At 50.6% G+C, this 16627-nt stretch carries 17 protein-coding genes and 1 pseudogene; 15 read left to right on the top strand and 3 right to left on the bottom strand.

The annotated features are described in order from the left end of the window. Positions 1–475: 475 nt before the first annotated feature. From F7Q90_RS07920 to F7Q90_RS07910, 3 genes are all read right to left on the bottom strand, one after another. Positions 476–3028, bottom strand: a complete 2553-nt coding sequence (locus F7Q90_RS07920) for a hypothetical protein (protein ID WP_006122179.1) — start codon at positions 3026–3028, stop codon at positions 476–478. Between the two features lie 111 nt (positions 3029–3139). Further along, the gene (locus F7Q90_RS07915; RefSeq protein WP_006122178.1) at positions 3140–3775 is read right to left on the bottom strand and encodes a two component system response regulator; all 636 of its coding nucleotides are present in this window, start codon (positions 3773–3775) and stop codon (positions 3140–3142) included. 42 nt (positions 3776–3817) lie between these two features. Continuing rightward, positions 3818–6574, bottom strand: coding sequence for a two component system sensor kinase (locus F7Q90_RS07910; protein WP_006122177.1), 2757 nt, complete (start codon positions 6572–6574; stop codon positions 3818–3820). Positions 6575–6822: 248 nt separating this feature from the next. Here F7Q90_RS07910 and F7Q90_RS07905 point away from each other — a divergent pair, with 248 nt between their 5' ends. From F7Q90_RS07905 to F7Q90_RS07835, 15 genes and pseudogenes are all read left to right on the top strand, one after another. Next, positions 6823–7200, top strand: coding sequence for a hypothetical protein (locus tag F7Q90_RS07905; protein ID WP_006122176.1), 378 nt, complete (start codon positions 6823–6825; stop codon positions 7198–7200). A 7-nt stretch (positions 7201–7207) separates the two neighbouring features. Then, a complete protein-coding gene (locus F7Q90_RS07900; protein ID WP_044243265.1) occupies positions 7208–8689 on the top strand; it encodes an EscC/YscC/HrcC family type III secretion system outer membrane ring protein in 1482 nt (493 codons plus the stop codon). Next, a complete protein-coding gene (gene sctD, locus F7Q90_RS07895) occupies positions 8682–9872 on the top strand; it encodes a type III secretion system inner membrane ring subunit SctD (RefSeq protein WP_052310162.1) in 1191 nt (396 codons plus the stop codon). Before F7Q90_RS07900 ends, sctD begins: the two co-directional genes overlap by 8 nt. A gap of 12 nt (positions 9873–9884) precedes the next feature. After that, a complete protein-coding gene (locus F7Q90_RS07890; RefSeq protein WP_044243259.1) occupies positions 9885–10127 on the top strand; it encodes an EscE/YscE/SsaE family type III secretion system needle protein co-chaperone in 243 nt (80 codons plus the stop codon). Then, a complete protein-coding gene (locus F7Q90_RS07885) occupies positions 10114–10398 on the top strand; it encodes a hypothetical protein (protein WP_044243257.1) in 285 nt (94 codons plus the stop codon). Before F7Q90_RS07890 ends, F7Q90_RS07885 begins: the two co-directional genes overlap by 14 nt. A gap of 18 nt (positions 10399–10416) precedes the next feature. After that, the gene (gene sseB / locus F7Q90_RS07880; protein WP_006122171.1) at positions 10417–11016 is read left to right on the top strand and encodes a type III secretion system translocon protein SseB; all 600 of its coding nucleotides are present in this window, start codon (positions 10417–10419) and stop codon (positions 11014–11016) included. Continuing rightward, a complete protein-coding gene (gene sscA / locus F7Q90_RS07875) occupies positions 11016–11525 on the top strand; it encodes a CesD/SycD/LcrH family type III secretion system chaperone SscA (protein ID WP_006122170.1) in 510 nt (169 codons plus the stop codon). The genes sseB and sscA overlap by 1 nt, the downstream gene beginning before the upstream one ends. Beyond that, the gene (gene sctE / locus F7Q90_RS07870) at positions 11506–12966 is read left to right on the top strand and encodes a type III secretion system translocon subunit SctE (RefSeq protein ID WP_044243254.1); all 1461 of its coding nucleotides are present in this window, start codon (positions 11506–11508) and stop codon (positions 12964–12966) included. The genes sscA and sctE overlap by 20 nt, the downstream gene beginning before the upstream one ends. A gap of 9 nt (positions 12967–12975) precedes the next feature. Then, on the top strand, positions 12976–13614 hold the full coding sequence (gene sseD, locus F7Q90_RS07865; RefSeq protein WP_237166155.1) for a type III secretion system translocon protein SseD: 639 nt from the start codon (positions 12976–12978) through the stop codon (positions 13612–13614). Positions 13615–13631: 17 nt separating this feature from the next. After that, positions 13632–14063, top strand: a complete 432-nt coding sequence (gene sseE / locus F7Q90_RS07860) for a type III secretion system effector protein SseE (protein ID WP_006122167.1) — start codon at positions 13632–13634, stop codon at positions 14061–14063. Positions 14064–14080: 17 nt separating this feature from the next. Next, a pseudogene (locus tag F7Q90_RS07855) lies at positions 14081–14517 on the top strand (SycD/LcrH family type III secretion system chaperone). Positions 14518–14546: 29 nt separating this feature from the next. Beyond that, entirely contained in the window at positions 14547–15356 is an 810-nt protein-coding gene (locus F7Q90_RS07850) for a hypothetical protein (protein ID WP_249042807.1), read from the top strand. Between the two features lie 23 nt (positions 15357–15379). After that, the gene (locus F7Q90_RS07845; protein WP_006122163.1) at positions 15380–16096 is read left to right on the top strand and encodes a hypothetical protein; all 717 of its coding nucleotides are present in this window, start codon (positions 15380–15382) and stop codon (positions 16094–16096) included. Positions 16097–16152: 56 nt separating this feature from the next. Then, a complete protein-coding gene (sctF, locus tag F7Q90_RS07840; RefSeq protein ID WP_006122162.1) occupies positions 16153–16368 on the top strand; it encodes a type III secretion system needle filament subunit SctF in 216 nt (71 codons plus the stop codon). A gap of 26 nt (positions 16369–16394) precedes the next feature. Further along, complete coding sequence (locus tag F7Q90_RS07835) at positions 16395–16610, top strand: EscG/YscG/SsaH family type III secretion system needle protein co-chaperone (protein ID WP_006122161.1); 216 nt, start codon at positions 16395–16397, stop codon at positions 16608–16610. Positions 16611–16627 lie beyond the last annotated feature (17 nt).

Genomic DNA, 16627 nt, shown 5'->3' with positions numbered 1-16627 from the left:
ATCAATGCGTTACATGCTTGCGTATGACGGTGTTCTGTCTGGCATCAGCGTTTTCTACCAAAACAGTGCAGACAAAACAGAATGATTACCTATTATTCAACAAAGCCGGGGAAAACATGGGCTGGCTAAAGTGTAGCGGTATTAGGATCAGTTATTTAGCCCTGACAACATGTAGGCTGAATGAGAGGAGTTTGAATTATTTCATCGCTCAGGTACTGAATTAGATCGTAAAGGGATATTTATCTGGAAGTGCGAAGATTTAGAAGATCAACATTATAAAATAATCAAAGGCAGGATTAGGAAATAAAAATAGGATATTCTCATGACTCTAAATAAAGTGACCGCATGTCGGTCACCATAACTGGATTTTTATTCTGCCTGTTAAATAATATGCGAAAGTAGAAAAATGGGTGGCATAAAGTCATCTTCTTTATACCACAGGCTTTAGGATTGTGCTTTCCGGCTACGTGAGTGGCTAGGCGAGCCTTTCAAGTAACGTTCTGCTGCTGAAATTATTTTTGTGTTTTATTTCTTTGACTGCGTTGGTGAGTTCGCCGTCGTTAGGCAAATAACCTGCCATGGAACTGATAAAGTATCGCAGATGCTTATATTCCTTTTCTCTTGCAGCCATATATTTTTTATCCCCCTCGGGGCACGCGTCAATCATCCTTTTAAGCAGGTTAAGCGCATTTTTCGTATCGTTACCTAAACGTGTTGCCAGACCATTAGTTCTGGGGCTTTTGGGTAGTTTTTTAAGCTCTGCAGCGACCTTATCCAATAGAGATAAGGCTTGTGTCCAGTGCTGTGAGAGATAGCCATTTTTCTCCTTCGCTTTTGCTAACAGCATTCCCGGCTCTGAAAATATTCTTTCCAAGTTCTGTACTCCAAGGAGTTCAATTTCAGTGGCACTAATTTTATTTATCAAGAATTCTTTCGATTTTCCGCCGGGTAAGCCTTGCGTCTGATTTTTCAGACTGGCGAATTTTATCGCCAAGTCTTCTGACCAAGTGGCGTGAAATTTGGCAACTGCGTTAATTTTTTGGTCAATATCAGCAAAATCATTTTTAATGTTATCTAGTTCTTCGCACTTTGTCTGCAACGCATTGATACGCTGCATCAGTGCATGCTTACGCGGATAATCTCCGATGGAGCTCATTTTCTTATAGAGGTCGCTGACAATCTCTTTAAAGGCGTATGTATTGCTTTCTGTATGATGGCGTAATATGGCTTCGACGGACTCCATGGTCTGGTGCTGGGTAATCAGGCCAGCAATTAATCCTTTTAATTCATTCTTGCCCTGTCCAGAAATAGTGAGTTGTTGTACTTCGTCTTTTAATTTCTTTAGGGACTGAACGAGATTCTCCGACGCCGGGCTTTTTCCTTCATCCGGCACACTCCCGACGCGTTCTTGCCAGATACCGACCTTACGGCGTAAAATCCCTTCATTAAGTTCATCAATTATCAGTTGATAATTTGACTTTCTTTGACTTTCTGGCAACTGAGTATTCAGGGTTTGCAATTTACAAATGACCGTTTCCCGTGGAAAATCTAAAATATTTTGATCGGCTAGCGTCAGTCCTTCATTTAGAAGCCTGTCAATTTTGGTGATGACGTCATTTTGGTGATGGACGGTTTCAGTGCGACTGATAAGTGTAGTTTTATCGTGTGTAAACGGGGGCAGGCGGTTAGCCTCCGTCACCATTCTCTTGGTCGTGTTGATATCCATATCTGACCGAAAACTTGGATTACTCAGGAGCTTTGCCATGGTTGCCTCTGCCTTTTCCAGAGGCTGAATCAATTTTCCGGAGGCTTGATGTGCCAGAGCCTTGAGCTCTTCTCTGGCAATGTTGGGTGGGGAGATTTGCCGAATGGCATTGAGAGCAGCATTCAATAGCGTTGTCAGTGGTCCCGCCTCAGCCTGTCTCATTGCGACCTGCAGATTCGAAAATTGCTCCTGAGGGAAGGTTTCGGAGGAACGGATCTGCGCTTGCAAGTCGGCGACTTGGTAAGCCAACCTCAGTTGGGATTGGATTTGTTGCAGACGATGATCATCTGCCTCGCAGAACAATTCCGCGTATAGAGTGAGCGTGGAAAGAAGGGACATTTTTTCATTGATGGCGTCCTTGCAGAGAAGGTCTTCATGTTGCAGGTTATCGGCGCATTTCTCGACGAGAGTGTCAACAAACGCATGGTTGAGTCGTTGATGACTTTCAAGCTGCTGCTGCCTGTGGGTATCCAGCGCTGCCAACTTATCGTCGATAAATTCAATGTGTAACTCGGCACGTGCGTGCGGGTCCTGAACGGACCTTAACTGGGTCAGGTCCGCTATCAATTTTTGATAGTGTTCTAACTGCGCTATCTGCTCGTCCAAGTTGCTTATTTCTTTGATAGGCTTTTTCACCAGTACACGCGCAGCTTCAAGTGTTTTGGCCACCTTGAAGCCATGCCTTGTAGCTATAACGGCAGAGGAAACTAATTCAACGCTGTTGCCCTGAGAAATCAACTTTTCCGGATCCAACAGGTACACTCCAGGCGCACCATTCTTACTGATCATGTTGTGGGTGAGTACGTTTGAAAGCATTTCGTGATGCATATCCGAATTCGATAATGTTATTTCGGGTAGCGTATGTCCATCTACGCGAATGATCAGATTCTGGTGGTCCGGAGTATGAAGTTGCCCAGTCATACCGGAAACGTTATGGCTGATCAGGTCAAATTCCATCGCGCGAACGTGTTCACCTTCAATCAGGTGAACAAGCCTTACAACTGCCGGCCAGAGCGTTTCTATTGAATAGGATTCTGCGCTCACGTCTGCCTTTTTTTCGCCATAAATAATGTTATAAATATCTCTCAGGTTCTTTTCTTTATCCTCTAAGTTCATCCCTGGCAGGTGATTGAGTAATTTTATAAAGAAGTTTTTGAATGCCTCCCAGCCTTCAAGACGGGTAGCTTCCTTAAACTGGCCTGTCAGCATGGCCTGTAATTGTGATTCATTAACACCAAGGGTGGTCCCGATAGTTATACTCATGAGCGTTTCCTTCACTTAGTTGGTGAAAAGTTCATCGTATGAGTCCCACCTGTCAATCACTATCGGGTGAAAGCGGGATACATCCTGTTATATGCACGACGGATAACGGCGTTATTCTGTTAAACCTAGTCGCCGCGCGCAGATAAGTAATTCAGTGACTTTATGGACGTTGAGTTTTCGCATGACATTTAATCGATGCGTTTCCACGGTTTTAACGCTAATATACAGTCGCTCGCCGATAAGCCGATTGGTAAAACCGTTGGCGATGAGTTTGAGAATTTGCCGTTCGCGCGGCGTGAGTATTTCCGTACTGTCATTTTTGGCGCGAAGTGCGGCGTTTATTGCTTCCCGATTTAGTGTCGGATCGATATAACATTTTTTCACCGCGACATTTTGTAATGCCGCTAACAGCACTTGGCAACTACTATTTTTTAATACATAACCCAGCGCCCCCGCGCTTAGTGTGCGTATTGCCATCGTCTCTTCCATATGCGCGGTATAGGCAAGAATCGCCATTTGTGGCAGCCGACGACGTAGCTGCGGAATAATCTCCAGCCCGTTAATGCCGGGTAAGCCCAGATCAAGCACCACGATATCCGGCTCATTAATGCGGCAGGCGTTGTAAACCTCAAGTCCATCATCAATGTGCGCTACCACGTGAAAGCGTGGGTAGGGAGAAAGCAGGTTAATGATTCCATTGACAATCAGTTCGTGGTCGTCGACCAGCAGGATTCTGTGATCGTGCATTATATTACCTCTTGATAGACGGTTTTGTTGGCCGGCGCTGTTTTAAGCGTCCAGTGCTAAGTTCAGGGTGTGGCGAAGCTCGGAAATGTCTTCTATGGTCAGCGTCAGGCCATGCCGTACGCGATTTTCCATATCGATGACGCTGCAAACCAGAGGGCTCACCCCCGCCTGGCCGAGACACCCTTTGAGGGTATGCAGCAGGGTGCTGGTTTTTGGCAGGGAGCCAAGGTTATGTTCGAGTTCACAAAGCAACAAATGCAGCGAGTGGCGTATTTTGCGGCGCATTTCCGCATCATCCAAAGGAAGCAGTGCGTGCTCGACGCTGTGATCCTGTTCCTGGAGAGCGATATCACGTTCCAACTGATATTCCGCGGCAATAGAGATCCCATTAGCCAACTGATTGAGAGATACGGGTTTGGTCAGATAATGCTGCATACCAGCCTCCTTGCAACGGCTTATCTCCTCCGGCGCCGTATTCGCTGTGAGCGCCATAATCATGCATTGGGCGTCGTGATTCTGTGCGTCCCGTCGCCAGCGTTGGGCGCACGCCATGCCGTCCATCTCTGGCATACGAATATCCATCAATACCAGATCAAACCGATGCTGCCTACCCAGCACCAGCGCTTCTTCGCCGCTCGCTGCGAGGGTAAACTCCTGGCCGAGAGAAGCCAGCATCATGCCAAAAATATCCCGATTGATAGCTGCGTCATCCACCAGCAAAATTTGTAACTTCCAGGGTTGTACCGGAAGCTGATCGGCGCGCTCACTCGCTACGCCAGAAAGCGTATGGAGTACGGTTTCACGAAGCTTTCCAGGCAGAAAGCACAGATCATCGGCGCTAAATACGCTCTCTTCTCTGGCAATTTCGCACTTTAACCCCCAAGCACATAGCTGGCGATGCAGAACTAGCGGTGCGGCAATCTCGCCCATCAGCGGTTCGGGAGGCTGATATTTGCCAAGCGGCAGCAACAGCGAGAGGCAAGTGCCAAATCCCGGCGTACTGCATAACTCAAGCCATCCTCCCATCATTCTTGCGAGGGTTGAGGCAATCGTTAGACCGAGGCCCGTTCCTGGGCTGTGTCCCTGGCTCTGGAAAAAAGGCTCAAAAACGGCTTTTTGATCTGCAAGGGCAATGCCTCGCCCGCTGTCGCTCACGGCGAAAATAAGAAAATCGTTGCTTCGCTTAACGCTAAGGCAAATCGCGCCCTTGTCGGTAAATTTGAGGGCGTTGCCCAGCAGGTTAACTAGGATCTGCCGCAGGCGAGTCCCATCCACCTCGAATATTAACGGTACCTGGTGACCAACAAAGGTTTTCAGTGTTAATCCTTTGCTTTGCCCTGGGCCCTGAATGGTTTGCATCGCCTGATCCAATAGCGGGAGTATTTCGGTGTCCTCGACATGGAGCGAGAGCTGTCCGGATTCAATGCGTGAGAAATCGAGCAGATTATTAATGAGACTGAGTAACGACAAGGTGCACTGACTGGCCGTATTTGACAACTGCGACTGTTTATCACTCATGGGGGTTAATTGCAGAAGTTCTAGAGCCCCCAGTACGCCGCTCAAAGGCGTTCGCAGTTCGTGGCTTATCGTCGTCAGATGGCTACTTTTACGCTTATTGGCCTGCTCGGCCTGCTGCTTGGCGATCGTCAGTTCGCGGGTGCGTTCGGCGACGATATTTTCGAGGTTGTCATACTGCTCGTGAAAGGTATCAAGCAGCAAATTATAGGCGCGGGCAATGCTTCCCAGCTCGTCGTGGCGATTTTCCGGTAATCGGGCGGAGAGGGTGCCTGGCCCGGTTTTCTCAATGATGCTGACGAAGTCCCACAGTGGGCGGGCCAGATGGCGGTGAAGCAGCCAAAACAGCATCATCGCCAGCAGTAGCAAGTTCGTTAGGGCTAAAGGTAGCTGCGCTGCCACGATGTTAAATGACCGCTTTAGCACCCCGCTGGTCGGGTACAGGATAACCTGCTGCCAGCCAGGACCTTTAAGTTCACTGCGAAGCAGCAAATAGCCAGGGATCTGCTGCCATCCGTCGTGAAGAGGCAAGTTCAGTAACAGTTTTTGAAGCGTTTTGCTGTTACTTTCCGCAAGGTCCGAGAAGGGCAGGATTTTATTGTGTTTATCCAGCCAGAGATTGATATCGCTGTCGGAGACGTTGTGGCCATAGGAGAGCAGGTCGTTCAGCTTAACAGTTAAGCCAACCAGGATGTCATGAGAGCCTACTGCCGCCGCGATAGAGACGATCCAGCCGGTGCCTTGAATGTATTCTGGTTTACCCCAGAACAGGTTGTCGTGCGTCGCGCGGCGTGGAAATTGACACAGATTTTTTTGCCGGAGAATAAAATAATCGGGCGAATGATAAAGCGGGGGCAAAAGAGAAATACCATAGCGTCGGTCAAGAATAAAACTATCAAGATAGTATGTCTGTCCTGCTGTGCCATAAACCTGAATGAAATTCAGATCTTGGGCCTGTTTGTCACGCGGCGTACAGATGCCGGGAACGATGGGGAAATAGCGACTTTCACTTTTTACTGCAGGATGAGTGCCTGTAGGCACATAGTGGTAGAGGCCATAGCTTTGTGCTAGCGCCAGCGCATCTCGTTCCGCACCTTCAAATCGATGGTTGGTTAGGCCCACCCGCAGGCGCGACATATGGGATAAATTTTCAATAATCCGTCGCCGATTTTGGTTTAGTGAAAAAGAGGTTATGGCAAATATAGTAACCAACCAAATGGTTATTAGACTAATAGATATTAGTAATGTTAATTTCCCCACCAGGGAGTGCTGATTTTTCATCATTGTTATCCTTAGGTGGTTTTACAACGCTGGACGTTGTCAGGTTTAGTGATGTCAGAATACGAAAGTTTCCGCCTTATTTTCGATTCAGATAAAGTCTAAATTAGTGTAATAAATTCCGCGAAAAACCATCATGTGAATTTGTAAGTGAAAATGATGGCAAGGCGCTGAAGAAAGGGTATCAGGTCTTTTACTGATGTACACCCAGGGGATCCTGAACGAATATGGACGCTATTCAGGAGGCCCTGCCTATGTTTGATAAATTAAAGAAAATCCCTGCGGTAGAGCACCTACGTATTTCATCTGATAGTGCAATCATGCTGATGAAGTTAGATGGCAGGATAGCGCGTGGATATTTGTGTGCGCTGTCTTTAATTTTGGCTATTTTTATCGACAGTATCGATAACTTTTCACTTGAAACTGTGAAGCATATCACTCTGTTACTTGCTGCCTCCACGAAAATTCACGATCACGCCTTTCAGTTAACACCTGATGGCGGATGGTTGTGTTGTTTTTATGACAAAAATATGTCAGCTGAAAAAATGGCCATTGAAATTGAAAAGCATTTGGCGCTAACACGATATTTGGCAAACATCATCATTGTTTTTAACAAAGATAGAAAGATTTGAGGCCAATATGAGAATAAAAATGGTGGTATTTCCTGCGCTGTTTTTTTGTCTGTGTGCTCATGCGCAAACGCTAGCTTGGAAAGGGGCAGATTTTTCTCTGCGTGCCCGAAAAATTTCGCTGGCAGCGATCTTGCAAAATTTAGCAGATAACTATGACACGCCGGTGGTTATCGACCCGGCCATTGTGGAAACATTTAGCGGTGCAATCCCGCCAGCTTCTCCTGATGTAATTCTGAATAGATTAACCACGCAATATCACCTTGTGACTTGGCTTGATGGCAATACGCTGTTTGTCTACCCCGCATCACGTGTGGCGCATCGAGTCATTACGTTAAACACGTTGTCTGCCAGCACTTTTATTCGTTATCTGCGTAAACGAGACGTGCCAGAAAAAAGTAGCTGCGAAGCACGTACCATCCCGGGTTTTAATGTCATCGATATTAACGGCGTACCCGCTTGCACCGATCGCATTACCCAGCTTGCGTCCATGCTGGATGGAGAGATGACTCGCCGCCGGGATGATGCGGTCAGCCTTGTGGTGTACCCTCTCAAATATGCCACTGCGGTGGATGACCATTACCAATACCGCGATCAAAACGTCGTCGTCCCAGGGATTGTCAGCGTACTGCGCGATATGAGCCATAATAGTGCGCCGACCACGAACAGCAGTTCTGCTGCAACGCAGGGATTACCGATGTTTTCTGCTGATCCGCGACAAAATGCCGTCATTGTGCGGGATCGTTCGGTTAATATGGCGGGTTACCGCAAACTCATCGGTGAGCTGGATAGACGGCCACAGATGATAGAAATCTCAGTCACGATTATTGATGTTGATGCTGGGGATCTCAGCCAGCTTGGTATTGACTGGAGTTCAGCGCTTTCTCTGGGTGGAGGTTCCATCTCGTTTAACGGCCCGGACAGTAAAACCGGAGGAGGATTTTCCACCGTCATTAGCAATACGCCCAGCTTTATGGCGCGTCTGGTGGCACTCGAGAAAAATTCCCACGCCTATATTTTGTCGCAACCGTCGGTGGTGACGCTCAATAACATTCAGGCGGTGCTGGATAAAAACATAACGTTTTACACCAAACTGCAGGGCGATAAAGTCGCAAAACTTGAATCCATCACCACGGGGTCGCTCCTCAGGGTCACCCCACGGCTGCTTGTGGAGCAGGGTAAGCAAAATATCATGCTTAGTCTTAATATCCAGGACGGACAGCAAAACCCGCCGTTGAGTCAGGATGAGCCTTTACCGGAAGTTCAAAACTCAGAGATAGCGTCTCAGGCTACCCTTCATCCTGGGCAGAGTCTACTGCTGGGGGGCTTTAAGCAGGATAAACAGGCGCAAGCGCAGAACAAGATCCCGCTGCTCGGCGATATTCCGATTATTGGGCATTTGTTCCGCAACGATTTCAACCAAACCCATAGCGTTATCCGTCTGTTTCTCATCAAGGCCACCGTAGTAAATAGCGACAGCAGCCATGAATAGCGAGTGGAAAATCCGTTTACTCGGTGGGGTGCTGCACGGCCGTGAAGTGTGGCTGGCGGATGGGCATCTCTCGGTCGGAGAGCGTGGCTGCGATCTCTGTATTCCGTTGTGCGGCGGCGACAGACTTGAATTCACCGCGACACCAGAAGGACTAATGATCAATACAGGGAATGCTCCGGTGTGGGTCAATGGTCGGCGGCATCAGCCCGACAAGCCATTACCCGAAGAGGGCGTGGTGCATGCTCTGGGGCTAACAATGGCGTTTGGTCAACACCACGCTAATCTATCTCGCTATCCGCTTCCTCGAACAAGTCCAGCCCTGTTCTGGGGGATGGCATTTGCGTGCCTGATATTAATGGGGGCTGCCGGATTGGTTCTGCTTTGTCGCGGGACCCCACCGTCACCGCCGCCGATGCCCTCACGGGTGGCGGAACTACTGCAGCAAAACGGGTTGACGCAGGTCGCCGCAACCTGGGAAAAGAATGGCACGCTTCGGCTCTCTGGCTACTGTGAAAAGAGCGACAGGCTGCAAAGCGTGCGCCTGAAGCTGGGCGCATGGGGAGTGCTGTATCAGGATAATGTGGAGTGCACCGATCAGCTTATCAGGCAGGTGCGAGATGTCCTGACCCAAGCGGGGTATGACGAGATAGAACTCACAAGCCACGCACCGGGCGAGATTAGCATTAACGCCGATATCATGATGGGCAAGCGCTGGGCGGGTATCCAGCAGCAGCTGACGACGATCCCCGGTCTGAAACATCTGCATATCGACAACCTTCATGAAACCCAAATCAACGCGTTGATCGCCAGCCTGTTGCAACAGAGGCTGGCGGAAAAAGTCAGCGTGACCTCAGTCGGTCAGGCGTTCGTTATCAGCGGCGTACTGAATATGAATGAGCAGCAATCTTTAAACCATCTGCTGGCGCAATTGCGCCAGCAATTCCCCGGAATTGCGTTGAGCTACCAGAATGTGGCGTCGTCCGGGGAGGGCATTCAGCGCTTCCCCTCGCCGATTGCCGCTATTGTCCATGGTCAGCAGGGGCTCTACCTGCTGCTGGAAGATGGCGAGCGCCTGAGGACGGGGAGTCAGCTACCGCAGGGAGGCGAAGTCGTTGCCCTGACCGACGCGGCGGTGGCGCTCAGATTCCCTGACGCATTGGTTAACTATTCTTTCAATTTTTGAGCCTATAACGCGATGCCAACGCTGACTTATTTAGAAGATAGTGTGCGAAATTCGATTAACCAGGCGCAGGACAGATTAAAAATATTGCAGGCAGCAAAAATACGATTGCTGCAGTCGATGAAGGGACCTGCCACCCAGGAACAATATCAGCAGTTCACCTTATTGCTGGAAGCGGTGATTCAGGCCGAGGATATTATCAAGGTGATTGCATATCGCTATCACAATCAACCTGTAGAACCTGATGATGAAAACTAATATTGAGGCTGAACAAAAAAGAATGGAGCGAGAATATTCCCGACTGTGTCAGTGCTATTCAAACTTCACCAAGCTGAAGATGGCGATGGCTGAACTCGTGGCGCGTTCCGCAACTGACCCTGCCGCCGCGAAAAAGCTTAACGACCTGCAGGCTCTGATGCCTCAAGGTATCGCGGGGCTGGAACGTCAGACCGGGAAGGATATGCAAGCATTGAACGTTGCTCTAAAGCAACTGCAATCGCGACTTAAAAATATGGTTAATGACCAATAGTGCTACTGAGGTGAAAATATGAGTGGAAATCTATCAGTAGGTCATCGTTTTGACTTTAACGCCTCGGGCTTAACAACGTCGAATATCAAGTTGGGCGCAGGCGATGATAATACCGTTGCGGATGATCAGGATATTAATAATCCATTCGCCTACGGTTTTTCGGTTCTTGATAATTTGCAATTGGTTTTGCAAAAAAGTGCCAACGCGCTTTTTGGCAAAATAAATACCAGCACCGATCGTGCGCGCAATACACAGGATATGTCTAATCGAATGGATGAGGTTATTGCCGACGCCGCAAAAGGTGATGATAAAACCCGTAAACCAGTACCCGATGAGGTCGTCAAATATATGCGCGATAACGGCATTCTCGTCGATGGTATGTCGATTGACGATTACATCAGCAAGCATGGTGGTACAGATGGCTTGGATAAGGGCTCGCTGCAGGCGGTCAAAGCGGCTCTTGATAACAGCGCGAACCGCGATACCGACCTGATGACCCAGGGACAACTCAGCATTCAGAAAATGACCCAGGAGATCAATGCGGTTGTCACCCAGATGACCGGATTACTCAGCAAATGGGGTGACTTACTCAGCATGATTGCACAGAAGATGTACTGATGATGAAAACGGACGGTCGGGAGTCAGAGATAGTGCTGCGGTTTTTTCAGCAGGGCGGCGCGTTGCGGATGCTTTTTGCTACGGATATCAGTGCTGATTTAGATGTTTTGCAGCGTTATGCGCGGCAATTGGCAAACGCAGGGGAATACGGTGCAGCGGCCCGGATCTTTAAGGTACTGACTATCTACGATGCGTGGTCTTTTGAGTACTGGTTTGAACTGGGCGCCTGTTGCCAAGCTGATGCTGCCTGGAGTGATGCCATCTACGCCTATGGGCGTGCCGCGAAAATAAGAGTATCGGCGGCGCAGGTACCCTGCGCCGCCGGGGAGTGTTATCTCGCCTGCGGTAATTTTCCGCTGGCGGCCAAAGCCTTTCAGGCAGCGTTGCTGGTATGCGGCGTGGAGCATCAGGGAGATAACCATGAGAACAAGGGTGTGGCGGATATACGCCGACGTGCGCGCGCGGGCCTGAGCAAAACAGGAGAAGATCATGAGTCGGATGCAAATTAACGGTGCTCCAGCCGCCAGCGATGAGTCTTTCCATCGACCTGTCACCGCTCGGATACAGACACCCCACATCACCTGCGGGGCATTAGGTGAACACCTCCACGCGCTGGCGCTGTTTACTGACGAGGATAAGGGCGTGAAACGCCGGGGACGCGTGAGCCTGCAGGAGGCGGATAACGCGCTACGCAGGCTTGTGGGCGCTCAGTCTGAAGGTGCGAAACGCCCCACGGTGCGCAACGTACTAGAAATGGACCCCGTGATGTTATCCATGATGATGACGCAGCTAGTGTTGAACGTTTCTGGTAACAACGCCAATGCTCTGTGCCAACAGCTGGAACGTGCAACTGAGGTTCAAGCAGCACTGCGTAACAAGCAGGTTGCGGAATATCAGGAGCAAATCAATAAAGCGATTGAACAGGCCGACCAGGCGCGGAAAGCCGGGATCTTCAGCGCGGTCTTTGACTGGATAATCAGCGGCGTTGAGGCCGTGGTCGGCGTACTGAAGATGGCTGAAGGCGTTTTGACCGCCGATCCGCTGGCGATTGCCGATGGTGCGGCATATTTGTCGGCAGGGGGGGCCGGGATGGTTAAAGCGGGCGCAGAGACCGCGCTGCTGCTGGGGGCCAATAAGTCGGTTTGCAACGACATCATCAATGCGGCAGGGACGGTGCAAACCGCTTGTGAAGGCGTGGCGCTGGCGCTGGATATTATGCAGATCGGCCGCGGTATTAGCGCCGCTCGAGCTATCACCAAAGCCACAGAAGAGGTGCTGGACTCGGGGGTGGGTAAAGCGCTTATCGATGCCGTTGTCAAAGGTGCAGAGAGTGAACTGAAAACACTGGCGGAGAAAGCGGGACAGGAAGTCAGCCGGGTGATGGGCAAAGACTTTGGCATGGCGCTTGAGCGCGAGATGGTTGAGGTTGGCGATATGGCGATAGAAGCCGCAGCTCATGAGCTGGAGGCCGAATCGAACATGGTACGCGGCATCAGTAAAAGTTTTACCCGCGAAGGCGTTGCGAAACTTGTGGAAATGGCTATCGAAGGTGCCGGTAAGGATCTGCTGAAAAAAAGCGAAGAGGTGGTGGCTAAGAAACTTCTCGACGCCATTTTGCAAAAGCTCCGCCGCAGCATTGTGAAATCCGTTATTAGCGATTGTGCCCACAAAGCCCTGCTTATCACACGGGCTACGGTCGGCGGTGCGAATCGTATTTCGGCATCCATCGTGGCCGTCACCAACGCAAAACTGCAAAGAGAGATTGAACGGCTGATTGTGCAGCAGGGCTATATCGATTTTATGCAGAACTGGACGGAAGACCGTAAGAAAACGCAGCAAAAGCGGCTCAATGAAGCGTATCAGGATGGCGCCAATGCGCTAAGAATTGCCTCAAAAATTATCGATAACAGCGGCACGGTGTTGGCAAATATTGCAGGACAACGGGCCTGAGGAGGAGAGATGTCCAGAGCAGTTATTTCTGAAAATTCAATGGTATTTCTGGATGCTAGCCCGGCCATTGAGGAGACCGGGATCCCCGCAAATCGGACGTTATCCGTTAACGACAGCGTTAACGTTCAGGGCAGTGGTAAAGGAGCGCTCGATGCGAACGATTTTTTCGCTATGTTCGATGAGATCTGGAGCAAGCTGCTGATGCTTGCGAAGCAGCTGCGCGACACGATGCAGTTCTATAACCAAAAGAAACAGAAGCTGAGCTGGGGGCTTGAGATCAACACCTTTCAGCAAAGTGTTAAAGCCATCGACGATAGCTATGATGCCGCTAAAGCCGGGGCGATTGGCGGAATGTTTGCCGGGGCGCTGACGGTCGGCGGATCCTTTTTTGGCGAGGCCGGGATGACGGTAGGCAACGCCATGGGGCAGGTGGCCAACGGCATTGGTAGCTGGGTTTCGGGAAGTGAAACCCGCAAAGCAGATGTGGAAAAAGCCATTGCCGAGCTGCAGAACAAAGGGGCGCAGTCGTATGCCAAAACGCTGGACGACACGTTGATGAAGGCCCGCGAAATCATGCGGCAAATGATGGAGATGGGCCGCAATCTCGTCGAGGTGTTTAGTCAGGTCCTGCGCGCGATTTCGCGCTAAAAGCCGGAGGTTATCGTATGGACGAAATAGCGCGACTGCTGCGTAAGGAGGGACTGGTTCCGCGTTATGCCTGTTTGCCTGGCTGCGGGTTGCTGCTTGGGCAGCAAGTGGAGCGATATCCCTACCGTCTCGTCTACCGTATCGATGAAGATAACCTGATCCTGAGCAGTTTTCATCTCGTACCGGACAGTCAGCCCCAGCCTTCATCGCTGGTGAAACTATGGAGGGTACTCCGCCGCCTGTTTCAACAAGTCTCGTGGCTGCGCGCCGTCAGAATGCTGGTGATAACCGATGTGTGGGATCGCCTGCTGGCGATGCAGCGGCATCAAATGGTGCGACTGTTGTACAAACTGGGGGCGGCCATGGTGTTTCACAACGGCGAGAATTGGCTGGAAATAACCGCCGATACACTACGTAGCCATAGAAAGCGACGTTCATCACACTACTGAATGAGTTGGAGAAGAATATGGATACAACATCTCTTGAGCAGACGCTGTGGCACAACCCGGTAATCAAAAAGGCGCTGGAGTTCTCCCCGGATGAGATTTATGCCAGAGGTTATGCCGCCTGGCAGCAGCGGGATTACGATCGTGCGCTAGTTGATTTTTCTTGGATGGTGTAATGACTCATCCTTGGAGCTGGCGCGCGCATATTGCGCTTGCTGGCGTGCTGATGATGCAAAAGGAATATGTGTTGGCGATGAACTACTACGGCTACGCGCTGATGCTGGACGTCTGTCATCCAGAGCCTGTGTATCAGATAGCGGTCTGTCTGAAAGCGATGGGTGAAATTTCTGAAGCCAGAGAGGCGCTGCAGACCGCGTTGATGATGAGCTACGAAGACCCTTCTTATAGCACGGTGCGCGTCTATGCAGAGCAGATGCTGAGCCAGCTTCTGGCATAGCGTACAGGGGGAAATCAATGTGGAACAACATGCTAAGAGTAGACAACTATTCCCGCTTGCCATCACTAACAAGTGCATACAGTGACGATCCCGAGGGCTATGATGCCGACGTTACCTACCCGGTGTTGCTTCCGCCTGGCTCGGCGCAACCTATTATCGCGACGCCGTTGAGTGAGGAAAAACAGCTGAAGCGACAGGCTTATACCGGGTATTTTATTCAGCACTTGGTGCGTTTTACCATGTCTAGCGTCTCGTTTGGGTTGTCGTTAGCGGCGGCGGTACTGTCCGGCGGCGCTGGAATTCCTCTTACCGTTGTGGCCGGTACAGCCATGATTATTGCGGCAGGTGATGCCTGTTGCGCGCTCTATAACCTTATTCAGGTGCGAAACGACAGCGAACAGCTGAAAACGGGAAATGATTCTATCGTGCTGGCGGCGAAGATTCTGATGACGACCTGCGGTATGAGCGACTCAAACGCGGAAACAGCCGGTGATGTCGCTTCCTTCGTATTCCGCATCGGAATTGTGGTCTCCTCTATCTTTCTGCCATCCGCACATCTGTCAGGAAACACCGTCCATATGCTCTCCAAAATTTCGTCCGGTATCACGGTGGTGCTCACCATCGCGGGCGGTGGGATTGACATGTACACAGAACGGGTTAAGCGCATGCAGGGCTGTATTGCCCTATCATCTACTCCTGCGCCCACCTTAGTCGAGGCCTATAAAAAGAGCGATACACCTAGTCAGGAAGAGCTTCAGAGAATGGTTGATTTAGTGGTTGCTTGCTATGAACGTTATCGGGCGCAGCGGAACGCACCCACGATCAGTCTGACATGGTAGATATTGGTCGCACTGGTTATGGAGTGGCGGTTAGTGCTGAAGTGCAGCAGATGGTGCGGGAGATGGTCGAGGGGTTGACGGTTCCGGTTTTACCCGCACCGCAGCATGATGCCGCGAATAAGGAAGCTGAAGACACCTGCAAGCAGGGGCAGAAGAGTATGCTCGCCAGAATGACTGAACGGGCGGCAAACATGATCCCTGCAGGCCTTTTCAGCTGGCAGAGCATGGTGTTGGGAGGGCAGATTTTGTGCTGTGGTGCGGGGATCGTGCTGGAGGTATTCAGCGGTAGCTCGGCACCGCTGCTGCTGCTCGCCGGATTTGGCTTGGCCATCGCTATTGCCGATATTGCCTGCCTGATTTATCACTGCAAGCATGGCTTGCCGATGGGGCACGACAGCATCGCCAACGCGGTGTACCTCATTGCGCACCTTTTTTATGACGTGAGCAAGAGCCAGAGTATCGCCGGAATGGTGTCTCTGGGATCACGTGCGTTACTTACGGCAGCGGTTGTCGGTCAGCCGTTTATGATGACCTCCGTCGGCCTGAGCTTCCCGATCTTCCGCCCGGTGAGCAATGCCGCCTGGGGAACGCTGGCATTTTTGCGCTTCGGGGCAGCAGGCTGTCCGGTAACCGGACAGCAGGTGAGCGTACCCTTTTTCCGCCTGCTGGCTCGTCTGTTTCCGCCAACGGACAACCCGGCACAACCTGTCGTCACTTTCAGGTCATCACCTGATAGGTAACCGCACCACGGCGGTCATAATTGAAACCGTAACGGCTCGCGTAATCGGAGGTGGCAATGAACGTTGAGCAGCTTGTTGACAGCTTATCGCGCTTGGCGCATCAGTCCGGACAGGCGATTGAGGGCAAAATGAACAGCGAGGACATCTCAAATCCGGAGGCCATGCTCAAAGCCCAGTTTGCCGTACAGCAGTACTCCACTTTTATTAACTACGAGAGTGCGATGATCAAAACTATCAAAGATATGCTCAGTGGCATTATCACCAAAATATGATGCTGACGGAGAAGGAGAGGCGGCTGATGGCCGAGGCGGCCTTTGCCGGAATAAACCACGGTCTGCAACGACAAGTCCGTGCCATTCTGCCAGCGTTGCCTTTGCTGGTTGAGAACACCAGCCTGCAGGCGTTATGCCGCGCGGTGCTGCTGGCCGGTTTGAACGAATCCGTCCTGGCGCGCCAGGCGCTTGCAGACGTTGCCCTTCCAGAAGCTGAAACAGTGAAAAACTGGCTTAAATAAGCTTAACAGGAGTGACT

Source organism: Pantoea stewartii subsp. stewartii, from assembly GCF_008801695.1.
GTDB classification, from domain to species: Bacteria; Pseudomonadota; Gammaproteobacteria; order Enterobacterales; family Enterobacteriaceae; genus Pantoea; species Pantoea stewartii.
This window is presented reverse-complemented; position numbering and strand designations above follow the sequence as displayed.